Source organism: Streptomyces sp. NPDC039480, from assembly GCF_055597165.1.
The window spans coordinates 273,713-285,996 of the sequence record NZ_JBVITX010000005.1; the positions used below are offsets into that span (position 1 = coordinate 273,713).

Here is a 12,284-nt window from a genome sequence, read left to right on the forward strand (position 1 = left end):
TGCCTCTCCCTGCGGGGAGCGGGGCGGCACGGCGCGTGCGAGCACGGCTACCGGGCGGCTCCGGCTCCGTATACCTCGACGGTGCCGCTCATCGGGGGTCCCGATGAAGCGAGCCGGTCACGTCCCGCTGGGCATTCCGGCTCACCACGTTCCGTGGTTCACGGCTGCGGGTCAGCGCCGGATTCGCACCGGCTTCCCCCTGCGTGGACGTGAGGACGACGCGCCCACTCTACCGGCCGGTCCGCGCGCGGCCCGGGTCACACCGCCACGAACGTGACCGGATCGCTCCCCGCCACGGCCTCCGCGCGCCCCAGCTTCACCAGACGCCGCACATGAGCCTCGGCCTCCGAGACCGCGATGTTGCGCGAGGCGTAGGGGATCTCGGCCCAGGGGCGGTTCCACTCCATGCACGCGGCGATCTGCCAGGGGGTGAGGGGCTCGGCGAGGAGGGCGAGGAGTCCGGTCAGGCGGTCCTCGTGGTGGGCCAGGAGCTCGCGGACGCGGGCGGGGGCGTCGGTGAACGCGCGCTGGTGGGCAGGCAGGATCTCGGCGGGGGCGAGGCGGCCGACGCGCTCCAGGGAGTCCAGGTAGTCACCAAGGGGGTCCGTGGCAGTCTCGGCGTCGGGGTCCTCGTACAGGCCGATGTGCGGGGTGATGCCGGGCAGCAGGTGGTCGCCGGAGAAGAGGCGGCCGTTGCCGGGCAGGCCCGTGGGGTGGTCCTCCTCCAGGTGCAGGCAGACGTGGCCCGGTGTGTGGCCGGGCGTCCAGATCGCACGCAGCCTGCGTCCCGGCAGGGCGAGGAGTTCGCCGGGGGTGATGGAGCGGTCGGGCAGGGCGGGCGCCAGGCCGGGGAGCTTGCGGGGGCGGCCCTCGTCCCTGGCGCGGACGAGCGGGGCGATGTGGTCGGCGGGGGCGCCGGCGGCCGTGAGCTTGTCGACCAGGTACGCGTACCAGCGGTCCGGCGGGCTGGAGCGGGTGCGGTGGACCACGGCCGCGTCGGCCTCGTGCATGGCGACCCACGCCCCGGAGGCGTCCCTGACCCGCTGGGAGAGCCCGTGGTGGTCGGGGTGGTGGTGGGTGATGACGACGCCGTGCACATCGTCGGCCGCGACGCCGCACGCGGCGAGCCCGGCGGTGAGGGTGTCCCAGGACGTCGGGTCGTCCCAGCCGGTGTCGATGAGGACGGGCCCCGCGTCGGTGTCCAGGAGGTGGACGAGGGTGAAGCCGAGGGGGTTGTCGGGGATCGGGACCTTGATGCTCCAGACGCCGCCGCCGTGCTCGATCACCGGCGGGTCCGTCACCTGCGGGGTCGGGGTCATGGGGCCTCGTCTCTCGTCGCCGGGTGCCGCCACTGTCGTCGCCGGGTGCCGCCACTATAACTAGAACTAGTTTCAATGGCCGCCCAAGTCGGCCGACTCCGAGGCGAGTTGCCCCTTCCGCTCGTGGACTCCGCCAACTAGAACTGGTATCAGTTCTGAAACGGTGTCAGGAACCGCCCGCCAGGAGGCAGTCAGCCATGACCGAGCTCGTGGAACACGGACAGCTGTTCATCGGCGGGGAGTTGGTGGACCCGCTCGGCAAGGACGTCATCGATGTCGTCTCCCCGCACACCGGAGAGGTCTTCGCGCGCGTGCCGCACGCGGCCCCCGCCGACGTCGACCGGGCCGTCGCCGCCGCCCGCAGGGCCTTCGAGCACGGCCCCTGGCCGCGGATGACCCTGGACGAGCGCATCGAGGTCATCACCAGGATCAAGGACGGCTTCGCGGTACGCCACGAGGAGATCGCCCGCGTCATCAGCACCGAGAACGGCACCCCCTACACCTCCAGCGTGATGGTGCAGGCGCTCGCCGCGATGATGGTGTGGGACGCCGCGATCACCGTCGCCCGCGACTTCCGGTACGAGGAGACGCGCGACGGGGTCCTCGGCAGGATCCTCGTCCGGCGCGAGCCGATGGGCGTCGTCGCGGCCGTCGTGCCGTGGAACGTCCCGCAGTTCACCGCCGCCGCCAAGCTGGCGCCCGCGCTGCTCGCCGGCTGCCCGGTGATCCTCAAGACCTCCCCGGAGGCGCCCCTCGACGCGTACATCCTCGCCGAGCTCGCCGCGGAGGCGGGGCTGCCCGAGGGGGTCCTCTCGATCGTCTCCGCCGACCGCGAGGTGAGCGAGTACCTCGTCGGGCACCCCGACGTCGACAAGGTCTCCTTCACCGGGTCCGTCGCCGCGGGCAAGCGCGTCATGGAGGTCGCCGCCCGCAACCTGACGCGCGTGACGCTGGAGCTGGGCGGCAAGTCGGCCGCCGTGGTCCTGCCGGACGCCGACGCGGCGAGCGCGGTCGCGGGCATCACGCCCTTCGCCTGGATGATCAACGGCCAGGCGTGTGTGGCCCAGACCCGCATCCTCGTACCGCGCAGCCGCTACGACGAGTTCGCCGAGGCCTTCGCCGCCGCCGCGTCCGCCCTGAAGGTCGGCGACCCCCTCGACCCCGCCACCGAACTCGGCCCGCTGGTCGCCCGCCGCCAGCAGCAGCGGTCCCTCGACTACATCCGCATCGGCCAGGAGGAGGGCGCCAAGATCCTCGCGGGCGGCGGCCGGCCGCCCGGCCTCGACCAGGGCTGGTACGTCGAGCCGACGCTGTTCGGCGGCGTCGACAACTCCATGCGCATCGCCCGCGAGGAGATCTTCGGGCCCGTCATCTGTCTGCTGCCGTACGGCGAGGAGAGCGAGGCGGTGCAGATTGCCAACGACTCCGACTACGGGCTCAGCGGCAGCGTATGGACCGCCGACGTCGAGCACGGCATCGACATCGCGCGGCAGGTGCGCACCGGAACGTACTCCGTGAACACCTTCAGCCTCGACATGCTCGGCCCCTTCGGCGGCTACAAGAACTCCGGCCTCGGCCGCGAGTTCGGACCCGAGGGGTACGGCGAGTACTTCGAGCACAAGATGATCCACCTCCCCGCCGGCTATGAGGGGAGTGGCGCCTGATGGGTGACCGCTGGCACGTCGAGGTCGACCGGTCGGTGTGCATCGGCTCCGGGATGTGCGTGCTCACCGCGCCCGGCGGCTTCGAGCTGGACACCGCCCGCCAGTCGCACCCGACCGCGGCCGAGACCGACGCCAACGAAAAGATCCTGGAGGCCGCGGAGGGCTGCCCGGTCGAGGCGATCACGATCGCCCTCGTGGACGGCGGCGAGATCGTCTTCCCGCCGGAGGAGTAGGACGGACGAGCACCGACCGCCGTACGCCCGCGCCCTGTTCGGCTCGATCACGGCGCGGGCGTACGGGTCTCCGCCGTCAGGTCGATGAGTCTGCACACCGTCTCGATGTCGATCTTCACCTGGGCGATCGAGGCCCGCCCCGAGAGCCAGGTGATCAGCGCCGAGTGCCAGGTGTGCTCGATGACCCGCACCGCGGACAGCTGCTGCGCGGTCGGCGTCTCCGTCAGCCCCATCGCGTCCAGGATGATCGCCGTCGTCAGCCGGGACACCGTGTCGACCTCGGGGCTCACCGAGCGGTCCGCGAAGGTCAGGGCCCGCACCATCGCGTCCGCCAGATGCGGCTCGCGCTGCAGCGCGCGGAAGGCCCGCATCAGCGTCTCCGCGACGCGCTCGGCGGGCGTCTCGCCGGCCGGCGGGCGCTTCCTGATGGTCGTGTGCATGTGCTGCAGCTGGTCCTGCATGGTGGCGACCAGCAGATGGACCTTGGAGGGGAAGTAGCGGTAGAGGGTGCCGAGGGCGACCCCGGCGGCCTCGGCGACCTCGCGCATCTGCACGGCGTCGAAGCCGCCCCGGCTGGCCAGTTGGGCGCTGGCGTGCAGGATGCGGCGGCGGCGCGCCTCCTGGCGCTCGGTGAGGGGCGGCGCCGCAGGGTTCGCCGCCTTGACTTCCGCTGTCATGTCGATGCCCCTCCGAAAGAACGCCTCGCGAGATCGCACAGCATGGCAGGGACCCCGTGGTGGCGCGAATCACCTGATCCGGGCCTTACACCTCGCCTACCTGCCGGTAGATTCAAAGCTCGTCCAGCGATCATTCAGCGATCAAGTCTGAAACTTGTTCTAGATTACCGTCCCGGCGTAACCTCGCGGAGAACTGCAGGGAGAAGGGGGCCGAGAGGTGACCGCTGAGGCCATGGAGGCAGGCCCCCGAAAGGGCTCAGGCACCGACGGCGAGCGCCCGTTGCGCATCGCTCTCCTCACGTACAAAGGGAACCCGTTCTGCGGGGGACAGGGCGTCTACGTACGCCATCTCTCGCGCGAACTGGCCCGGCTCGGCCACAGCGTCGAAGTGATCGGCGCGCAGCCCTATCCCGTCCTGGACGAGGGCCCGGGCCTGGCGGGGCTCAAGCTCACCGAGCTGCCCAGCCTCGACCTCTACCGCTCGCCCGACCCCTTCCGCACGCCCAAGCGCGACGAGTACCGCGACTGGGTCGACGCCCTCGAAGTGGCGACGATGTGGACCGGCGGCTTCCCCGAACCCGTCACGTTCAGCCTGCGGGCCCGGCGGCATCTGCGCGCCCGGCGCGGCGACTTCGACGTCGTGCACGACAACCAGACCCTCGGCTACGGCCTGCTCGGCGACCTCGGCGCGCCCCTGGTCACCACCATCCACCACCCCATCACCGTCGACCGGCAGCTGGAGCTGGACGCCGCGCCCGACTGGAAGCGCCGCGCCTCCGTCCGCCGCTGGTACGCGTTCACCCGCATGCAGAAGCGCGTCGCGCGCCGTCTGCCCTCGGTCCTCACCGTCTCCGGCACCTCCCGCCAGGAGATCATCGACCACCTCGGCGTCCGCGACGACCGGATCAGCGTCGTCCACATCGGCGCCGACACCGGCCTCTTCTCGCCGGACCCGGCCGTCCCGGAAGTGCCGGGCCGGATCGTGACCACCTCCAGCGCCGACGTGCCGCTCAAGGGCCTCGTCCACCTCGTCGAGGCGCTCGCCAAGGTCCGCGCCGAACACCCCGGCGCCCACCTCGTCGTCGTCGGCAAACGCGCCGAGGACGGGCCCGTCGCCCAGGCCATCGAGCGCTACGGCCTCGAAGGAGCCGTCGAGTTCGTCAAGGGCATCACCGACGCCGAACTCGTCGACCTCGTCCGCTCGGCGCAGGTCGCCTGCGTTCCTTCGCTGTACGAGGGGTTCTCGCTCCCCGCGGCCGAGGCGATGGCTACCGGCACCCCGCTCCTCGCCACCACCGGCGGCGCGATCCCGGAGGTCGCGGGCCCCGACGGCGAGACCTGCCTCGCGGTCCCGCCCGGCGACGCGGGCGCCCTCGCGGTCGGCCTTAACCGGCTGCTCGGCGACCCCGGGCTGCGGGCGCGGCTCGGCGCGGCGGGCCGGGAGCGGGTCCTCGCCAAGTTCACCTGGGCCCAGGCCGCCAAGGGCACCGCCGACCGCTACCGCGAGGCCATCGCCCGCGCCGCGACCACGAATCCCGGCCGCGCCGCGGCCACCACGACGTACTCGACGCACTCCGGGAGCCATCGCTGATGCTGACCGTCGACTTCACCCGCTTCCCGCTCGCCGCGGGCGACCGCGTCCTCGACCTGGGCTGCGGCGCGGGCCGGCACGCCTTCGAGTGCTACCGGCGCGGCGCGCGGGTGGTGGCCCTCGACCAGAACACCGAGGAGATCCGCGAGGTCGCCAAGTGGTTCGCCGCGATGGAGGAGGCGGGCGAGGCACCGGCGGGCGCGACCGCCACCGCGATGGAGGGCGACGCGCTCAACCTCCCCTTCCCCGACGAGTCCTTCGACGTCGTGATCATCTCCGAGGTCATGGAGCACATCCCCGACGACAAGGGCGTCCTCGCGGAGATGGTCCGCGTCCTCAAGCCGGGCGGCCGCATCGCGGTGACCGTCCCGCGCTACGGCCCCGAGAAGGTCTGCTGGGCCCTCTCCGACGCCTACCACGAGGTCGAGGGCGGCCACATCCGCATCTACAAGGCGGACGAGCTGCTCGGGCGGATGAAGGAAGCCGGCCTCAAGCCGTACGGCACCCACCACGCGCACGCGCTTCACTCGCCGTACTGGTGGCTCAAGTGCGCGTTCGGCGTCGACAACGACAAGGCGCTGCCGGTGCGCGCGTACCACAAGCTCCTGGTCTGGGACATCATGAAGAAGCCCCTCGCCACCCGCGTCGCCGAGCAGCTGCTCAACCCCGTGGTCGGCAAGAGCTTCGTCGCCTACGCCACCAAGCCGCACCTGCCGAAGGCCTCGGCCGACGCCGCGGCGGCCGCCAAGTGACGAGCCCGGAGCGGACCGAACACCTCGTCCTGCCCGGCGTCCTGACGGCCGGTCAGGCAGCGGCGACGGTACGCGGCATCCTCGCAGTCCAGCGCGAGGACGGCGCCATCCCGTGGTTCCGCGGCCACCACCTCGACCCGTGGGACCACACCGAGGCCGCGATGGCGCTCGACGCGTCGGGCGAACACGCGGCCGCCGAGCGCGCCTACGAGTGGCTCGCCCGCCACCAGAACCCGGACGGCTCCTGGTACGCGGCGTACGCCGACGGCGACCCGCACGACGTCACCGACCGCGGCCGCGAGACCAACTTCTGCGCGTACCTCGCGGTCGGCGTCTGGCACCACTACCTCTCCACCGGCGACGAGGCGTTCCTCGACCGCATGTGGCCCGCCGTGGTCGCCGCCGTCGAGTTCGTCCTGGCGCTGCAGCAGCCGGGCGGCCAGATCGGCTGGAAGCGGGAGGACGACGGCACGCCCGTCACGGACGCGCTCCTCACCGGCTCCTCCTCCATCCACCAGGCGCTGCGCTGCGCCCTCGCCATCGCCGAGCAGCGCGACGAGCCGCAGCCCGACTGGGAGTTGGCGGCCGGCGCCCTCGGGCACGCGATCCGCCGCCACCCCGAGCGGTTCCTCGACAAGGACCGCTATTCGATGGACTGGTACTACCCGGTCCTCGGTGGCGCGCTGACCGGCGCGGAGGCCAAGTCCCGGATAGAGGAGGGCTGGGACCGCTTCGTCGTCCCCGGCCTCGGGGTGCGCTGCGTGGTCCCGAACCCGTGGGTCACCGGCGGCGAGAGCGCCGAACTGGCCCTCGCGCTCTGGATCCTGGGCGAGTCCGACCGCGCCCTGGAGATCCTCCAGTCCATCCAGCACCTGCGCGACCCGGAGTCGGGCCTGTACTGGACGGGCTATGTCTTCGACGACAAGGCGATCTGGCCCGAGGAACTCACCACCTGGACGGCGGGCTCCCTGCTCCTCGCGGTGGCGGCCCTGGGCGGCGACGAGGCGACCTGCGCGGTCTTCTCGGGCGAGCACCTGCCGCGGGGGCTCGCTCCGGAGTGCTGCGAGCCGCCCGGACAGTCGCCTCAGTAGCGGCGCAGGCGGTTCGCTACCGCGTGGCCGATGAACAGGTAGACGACGGCGGCGAGGCCGTAGCCCGCGACGACCCTCGCCCAGGTCTCATCGAATGTGAACAGGTCGTGGGACCAGCCTGCCAGCCAGCGGGCCGCGTCGTGGATGAACTGGACGAGGTCGTTGGCGCGGTTCGCGTCCAGCAGGTACATCAGGATCCACAGGCCGAGGATGGCGGCCATGATGTCGGCGACGAGCGCGATGACCCGTGCCGCGGTGCTGCCGTGGGAGTTCCGCGTGGGAGACATGGCCTCCGGGTACCGGGGAAGCCGCCGTTCGAAACCCGTTCGGGTCCACTCCGGTGGCGGGGCACGGCGGCCCGGGTGAGGGTGCGAGCAGGTCCGCGCGCTTCCGCGCGCCCGCTCAGCCCACGCCTGGAGGCCCTGCCGTGCCCAGCACCGTAACCGTCCGCCGCGCCGGAGTTTCCCTCACGCTCTGCTGCACCCTGCTGGCCGGTGCGACGGCCTGCGGCGGCAGCGGCGAGGACACCGCCACCGCGTCCGCGCCGTCCACCAGCAGCAGCGCCGAGAAGCAGAAGTTCGCCAAGACCCGCTTCGTCGCCAACGCGGGGCTCGCCGCGGGGGCGACCTACCAGTGGATCGTGAAGCCGTACCGCGCGGGCAAGTTCAAGAAGGGCGCCAACGGCCGCAAGTTCGCCCTGGTCAAGGCGGGCCTCGCGGGCGCGTTCACGTACAACAGGCTGAAGGCCGCGACGAAGAACGCGAAGGGCGACCCCACCCTCTCCAAGGCGGTGGCCCCGCTGACCTCCGGCATCGACGCCCTGAAGGACCTCCCCTCCAAGCTCCGCAAGGGCGAGGGGACGGACTCGGTCGTGAACTCCTTCGACGACATCATCAAGGACGTGAAGGGCGCGGGCAGCAGCGCGGGCGCCGAGGTCAAGGACAAGGTGCCGTCGGCGGGCGAGCTGGCGAAGGGCTGACGCGCACCGGCGCGGACGCTAGGAGTTGAGCTCGGCGAGGACCCGCAAGGTGTGCGGGTCCGGGGCGAGCACGAGCAGGTCCGTCACCGGGCCCTTGCGCCACAGCTCGAGCCGCTCCGCGATCCGCGCCCGCGGCCCGACCAGGGAGATCTCGTCCGCGAAGGCGTCGGGCACGGCGAGGACCGCCTCCTCCCTGCGCCCCGCGAGGAACAGCTCCTGGATGTGCCGGGCCTCCTCCTCGTACCCCATGCGGGCCATCAGATCGGCGTGGAAGTTGCGGGCGGAGTGCCCCATTCCGCCGATGTAGAAGCCGAGCATGGCCTTGACGGGCAGCAGCCCCTCGGCGACGTCGTCGCAGACCTTGGCGCGGGCCATCGGGGCGATCAGGAAGCGCTCGGGGACGTCGGTGAGCGACGCCTCGTACACATCCGTCCGCAACGGCGACCAGTACAGCGGCAGCCAGCCGTCCGCGATCCGCGTGGTCTGCGCGATGTTCTTGGGCCCCTCGGCGCCGAGCAGCACGGGCAGGCCGGCCCTGAGCGGGTGGGTGATCGACTTGAGGGCCTTGCCGAGACCGGTGCCGTCCGGTCCGTCGTACGGGTGGGTGTGGAAGCGGCCCGCCACCTCCACCGGCCCCTCGCGCCGCAGGACCTGCCGGATCACCTCGACGTACTCCCGCGTCGCGGTCAGCGGCGACTTCGGAAACGGCCGCCCGTACCAGCCCTCCACCACCTGCGGCCCGGAGAGCCCGAGACCGAGCATCAACCGCCCACCGGAGAGGTGGTCCAGGGTCAGCGCGTGCATGGCGGTGGTCACGGGGGAGCGCGCCGCCATCTGCACGACGGCCGTCCCCAGCCTGATCCGCGAGGTCTGCGCGGCGATCCAGGTCAGCGGCGTGAAGGCGTCGGAGCCCCACGCCTCGGCGGTCCACACGGAGTCGTATCCGAGCCGCTCGGCTTCCTGGGCAAGGGCGACGTGCCCGGGATCGGGGCCACGCCCCCAGTAACCGAGTGCGAGCCCGAGCCGCATGGGCGTGCCTCCGTGGTCGGCTGACGGTGCGTCAGAGGTGGTACGTCAGGGAGGGACTGTACGACAACGGCCCCCCGCCCGGAAGGGCGAGGGGCCGCGGTACCGCGAGTGCGTGGGATCAGCCGCGCTGGATCCCCGTGGTGTCCTGCAGCACGCCGCGACGGCCGTCCTGCGTCTGGGCCACCAGGCCGGGTCCGCGCTGCTCGACGGCCAAGTACCAGGTGCCGGGCGCCAGTTCGGCGATCGGCGTGGGCGAGCCGTCCTCCGCGTACAGCGGACGCGGCACCGGCACGGCGAACCAGAACGGCGAGAAGTCACCGGCCGGCTGCGCCTGCGCGGGCGGCGGGGTCTGCCCGGCCTGCGGCTGCGGCTGGGGCTGCCCCCCGAAGGACTGGCCGCCCTGCGGCTGACCCGGCTGACCGCCGTAGGGCGCACCCGGCTGCGGCTGGCCCGCGCCGGCGCCCGGGTAGCCGTAGCCACCCTGCGGCTGGCCGCCGTAGGGCTGCGGGGCCATCGGCTTCGGGCCGCCCATGAGGGGCGCCTTCAGCGCAGGAACGATCAGCCCCGCGACCGCACCGGCGGCGAGCACGAGGGCGGCGATCAGGCCGAGGATGAGGCCGACACCGGCGTCGGGCGATTCGCCGCCGCCGGCGCCGAGGTCGAAGTAGAAGCCATAGGACTGGTCGGTGTCGAAGATCGCGCCGAGCGAGCTCCAGGCGGCGGCGATGGCGAACGCCACACCGAGCTGACCGAGGTCCAGGCCCGCGACCTTGCGCTGCTGCGGCAGCGCGCGGCCCACGACGATGAGTACGGCACCGATGATGCCGAGCAGGTACACGCTGAGCAGCAGGTTGCCGTTGTCCCAGGCGTTCGGCAGCTTGTCGCTGTCGCCGCCTTCGGCGTCAAGGGTGTCGAGGAACGATGCAATGAAGAGCAACACCGCTGCTCCGATCACCACGCCGTCGCCTCGAGTGAGGGAGCGGAAATTCACTTCAGGTCCTTCGTCAGTCGTCTCGTCAGTGGAGGCGTCGCTGTCGCCGTAGTCGCGTTCGTGTCGCGGTGCGCGAAGCGCGGGGGTGGCCCCTCATCGTAGGGAGGACAATATCGTCCGGACACGCGGGGTGTCTGCTCGGGATAAAGACGTCCACGCTTCATCGCGAAGACGTTCACCTCTACTTCCGCAGGAATCCCGCGATTCCCTCAGAAATGCCCTGCGCCGCCTTCTGACGCCACTCGCCGCTCTTCAGCAGCGCCGCGTCCTTCGCGTCCCGCATGTTGCCGCACTCGATGAACACCTTGGGAACGGTGGAGAGATTGAGGCCGCCGAGGTCCTTGCGGACGTCGAGGCCGGTGCCGCCGCCGACGTAGTTGGAGGGGGCGCTGCCGGTCGCGCCCACGAAGGCTCCGGCGATGCGTTCGCCCAGCTCGGCGGAGGGGGCGACGATCGCGGAGGTGTCGGCGGCGCCGGACTTCACCTTCGCGGGCAGGATCACGTGGTAGCCGCGGTTTCCGGCGCCTGAGCCGTCGGCGTGGATGGAGACCACCGCGTCGGCGTTGGCCTTGTTGCCGATCCGGGCGCGCTCGTCGACGCACGGGCCCCAGGGGCGGTCGCCGTCCTGGGTGAACTTGACCGTGGCGCCCTGCTTTTCGAGCAGGACGCGCAGGCGACGGGAGACGTCCAGGGTGAACTTCGCCTCGGTGTAGCCGTCGTTGGTCGACGTGCCCGTCGTGTCGCACTCCTTGTGGTTCGTCCCGATGTCGACCTGGCGATTGATCTCCGCCGTGTGACGGAAGTTCCCGGGGTTGTGGCCGGGGTCGACCACGACGACCTTGCCCTTGAGGGGGCCGTCGGCGGCGGGCCGGCGCGGGGGCGTCTTCGTGGCCGAATCGTTGTCGTCGCCGCCCTCGCCCTTGCCGCTCTTGCCGTCTTTACCCTTTTCCTCCTCCCCGCCGGGCTTGCTGGGCCCGCCGGGCTCGCCGGTTCCCGAGGAGGCGGACGCGTCCTTTCCGGCGGACGCGCTCGACGACGCCGGCAGCGATCTCGCGGGTTCGTTCCCGTCGGACCCGCTCGTCGCCTGGTGGATGAGCCAGCCCGCCAGACACGTCGGTACGAGCACGGCGACGGCCACCGTCAGTGGACGGCCGATGCGGCGCTTGGGCGGCTGGGACGGATCGAATTCCGGACCTACGTACGACACGAGGGCGAGCCTATCCGTGGGGCCGGATCCCCGCTCGGGTACGCGGCGACGGTCAGATCCCCGGACCCGTCCGGCGCAGCACCCGCAGCGACTCCGTCACCGCCGTCTCGGTGAACGCGCCGGACTCCAGGGCCCTGAGGTAGACGCGGTAGGGCGCCTGCCCGGTCATGATGTCGACCGGGTCGGGGAACACGTCGTGGATGACGAGCAGCCCGCCCTCCGCGACGTGCGGCGCCCAGCCCTCGTAGTCGGCCGTGGCGTGCTCGTCCGTGTGGCCGCCGTCGATGAAGACCAGGCCGAGCGCGCCGCCCCACGCCTTCGCCACCTGCGGCGAGCGCCCGACGACCGCGATCACGTGGTCCTCCAGGCCAGCCCTGTGCAGCGTGCGGCGGAAGGTGGGCAGCGTGTCCATCCGGCCGACCTCGGGGTCCACCGTCTCCGGGTCGTGGTACTCCCAGCCGGGCTGCTGCTCCTCGCTGCCGCGGTGGTGGTCCACGGTGATCGCGACGACGCCGGCCTGCCGGGCCGCGTCCGCCAGCAGGATCGTGGAGCGGCCGCAGTACGTGCCGACCTCCAGGAGGGGCAGGCCGAGCGCCGCGGCTTCCGTCGCGGCCGCGTACAGCGCGAGCCCCTCGTCGCGGGGCATGAAGCCCTTGGCGGCCTCGAAGGCGGCGAGAATCTCCGGCTTGGGCTCGGCGGCCATGGCTTCCTCCGGGGCGTGTGCGGGGGTGGGGTGGTCCGGCTCATGATG

At 72.0% G+C, this 12,284-nt stretch carries 13 protein-coding genes and 1 riboswitch; of the genes, 6 read left to right on the top strand and 7 right to left on the bottom strand.

Annotated features, from left to right (window positions below):
• Nucleotides 1-129: 129 nt before the first annotated feature.
• Nucleotides 130-227, bottom strand: a riboswitch (cobalamin riboswitch).
• Nucleotides 228-257: 30 nt separating this feature from the next.
• Nucleotides 258-1,319 carry an MBL fold metallo-hydrolase gene (locus tag ACZ56E_RS18180; RefSeq protein ID WP_471215185.1) on the bottom strand — a complete coding sequence of 354 codons (1,062 nt, stop codon included), beginning with the start codon at nucleotides 1,317-1,319 and terminating at the stop codon, nucleotides 258-260.
• 197 nt (nucleotides 1,320-1,516) lie between these two features.
• Between ACZ56E_RS18180 and ACZ56E_RS18185 the strand changes: the two genes are divergently transcribed.
• Nucleotides 1,517-2,983 carry an aldehyde dehydrogenase gene (locus ACZ56E_RS18185; RefSeq protein ID WP_471215189.1) on the top strand — a complete coding sequence of 489 codons (1,467 nt, stop codon included), beginning with the start codon at nucleotides 1,517-1,519 and terminating at the stop codon, nucleotides 2,981-2,983.
• A complete protein-coding gene (locus tag ACZ56E_RS18190; protein ID WP_471215193.1) occupies nucleotides 2,983-3,216 on the top strand; it encodes a ferredoxin in 234 nt (77 codons plus the stop codon). The genes ACZ56E_RS18185 and ACZ56E_RS18190 overlap by 1 nt, the downstream gene beginning before the upstream one ends.
• Nucleotides 3,217-3,263: 47 nt before the next feature.
• Here the strand turns inward: ACZ56E_RS18190 and ACZ56E_RS18195 are convergent, their stop codons facing one another.
• Nucleotides 3,264-3,893 carry a TetR family transcriptional regulator gene (locus ACZ56E_RS18195; protein WP_468600567.1) on the bottom strand — a complete coding sequence of 210 codons (630 nt, stop codon included), beginning with the start codon at nucleotides 3,891-3,893 and terminating at the stop codon, nucleotides 3,264-3,266.
• Between the two features lie 217 nt (nucleotides 3,894-4,110).
• On the opposite strand from ACZ56E_RS18195, the gene ACZ56E_RS18200 reads away from it, so the two are divergent.
• The 3 genes from ACZ56E_RS18200 to ACZ56E_RS18210 are packed head-to-tail and all read left to right on the top strand — an operon-like array spanning nucleotide 4,111 to nucleotide 7,327.
• Entirely contained in the window at nucleotides 4,111-5,484 is a 1,374-nt protein-coding gene (locus tag ACZ56E_RS18200; protein ID WP_471215198.1) for a glycosyltransferase family 4 protein, read from the top strand.
• Nucleotides 5,484-6,236: a class I SAM-dependent methyltransferase gene (locus tag ACZ56E_RS18205; RefSeq protein ID WP_471215201.1), complete on the top strand. Its 753-nt coding sequence runs from the start codon at nucleotides 5,484-5,486 to the stop codon at nucleotides 6,234-6,236. The genes ACZ56E_RS18200 and ACZ56E_RS18205 overlap by 1 nt, the downstream gene beginning before the upstream one ends.
• Nucleotides 6,233-7,327 (top strand): prenyltransferase/squalene oxidase repeat-containing protein, encoded by a 1,095-nt coding sequence (locus ACZ56E_RS18210; protein WP_471215205.1) that lies wholly within the window; start codon nucleotides 6,233-6,235, stop codon nucleotides 7,325-7,327. Before ACZ56E_RS18205 ends, ACZ56E_RS18210 begins: the two co-directional genes overlap by 4 nt.
• On the opposite strand, the gene ACZ56E_RS18215 is transcribed toward ACZ56E_RS18210, so the two are convergent.
• Nucleotides 7,321-7,614 carry a hypothetical protein gene (locus ACZ56E_RS18215; RefSeq protein ID WP_398297226.1) on the bottom strand — a complete coding sequence of 98 codons (294 nt, stop codon included), beginning with the start codon at nucleotides 7,612-7,614 and terminating at the stop codon, nucleotides 7,321-7,323. The two genes, ACZ56E_RS18210 and ACZ56E_RS18215, sit on opposite strands and share 7 nt — an antisense overlap.
• 140 nt (nucleotides 7,615-7,754) lie before the next feature.
• Between ACZ56E_RS18215 and ACZ56E_RS18220 the strand changes: the two genes are divergently transcribed.
• A complete protein-coding gene (locus tag ACZ56E_RS18220; protein WP_468600559.1) occupies nucleotides 7,755-8,306 on the top strand; it encodes a hypothetical protein in 552 nt (183 codons plus the stop codon).
• Between the two features lie 18 nt (nucleotides 8,307-8,324).
• Here ACZ56E_RS18220 and ACZ56E_RS18225 read toward each other — a convergent pair whose 3' ends face one another.
• From ACZ56E_RS18225 to ACZ56E_RS18240, 4 genes are all read right to left on the bottom strand, one after another.
• Nucleotides 8,325-9,335: an LLM class F420-dependent oxidoreductase gene (locus ACZ56E_RS18225; RefSeq protein WP_471215212.1), complete on the bottom strand. Its 1,011-nt coding sequence runs from the start codon at nucleotides 9,333-9,335 to the stop codon at nucleotides 8,325-8,327.
• Between the two features lie 118 nt (nucleotides 9,336-9,453).
• Nucleotides 9,454-10,326 carry a hypothetical protein gene (locus tag ACZ56E_RS18230; RefSeq protein WP_471215215.1) on the bottom strand — a complete coding sequence of 291 codons (873 nt, stop codon included), beginning with the start codon at nucleotides 10,324-10,326 and terminating at the stop codon, nucleotides 9,454-9,456.
• Between the two features lie 181 nt (nucleotides 10,327-10,507).
• Entirely contained in the window at nucleotides 10,508-11,533 is a 1,026-nt protein-coding gene (locus ACZ56E_RS18235) for an N-acetylmuramoyl-L-alanine amidase (RefSeq protein ID WP_471215217.1), read from the bottom strand.
• Nucleotides 11,534-11,585: 52 nt separating this feature from the next.
• Nucleotides 11,586-12,236 carry a class I SAM-dependent methyltransferase gene (locus tag ACZ56E_RS18240; RefSeq protein ID WP_471215673.1) on the bottom strand — a complete coding sequence of 217 codons (651 nt, stop codon included), beginning with the start codon at nucleotides 12,234-12,236 and terminating at the stop codon, nucleotides 11,586-11,588.
• Nucleotides 12,237-12,284 lie beyond the last annotated feature (48 nt).

Coding starts and splice junctions, on each gene's coding strand:
- ACZ56E_RS18190 (WP_471215193.1), top strand. CDS start 2,983: ATGGGTGACCGCTGGCACGTCGAGGTCGACCGGTCGGTGTGCATCGGC.
- ACZ56E_RS18215 (WP_398297226.1), bottom strand. CDS start 7,614: ATGTCTCCCACGCGGAACTCCCACGGCAGCACCGCGGCACGGGTCATC.
- ACZ56E_RS18185 (WP_471215189.1), top strand. CDS start 1,517: ATGACCGAGCTCGTGGAACACGGACAGCTGTTCATCGGCGGGGAGTTG.
- ACZ56E_RS18225 (WP_471215212.1), bottom strand. CDS start 9,335: ATGCGGCTCGGGCTCGCACTCGGTTACTGGGGGCGTGGCCCCGATCCC.
- ACZ56E_RS18195 (WP_468600567.1), bottom strand. CDS start 3,893: ATGACAGCGGAAGTCAAGGCGGCGAACCCTGCGGCGCCGCCCCTCACC.
- ACZ56E_RS18205 (WP_471215201.1), top strand. CDS start 5,484: ATGCTGACCGTCGACTTCACCCGCTTCCCGCTCGCCGCGGGCGACCGC.
- ACZ56E_RS18180 (WP_471215185.1), bottom strand. CDS start 1,319: ATGACCCCGACCCCGCAGGTGACGGACCCGCCGGTGATCGAGCACGGC.
- ACZ56E_RS18240 (WP_471215673.1), bottom strand. CDS start 12,236: ATGGCCGCCGAGCCCAAGCCGGAGATTCTCGCCGCCTTCGAGGCCGCC.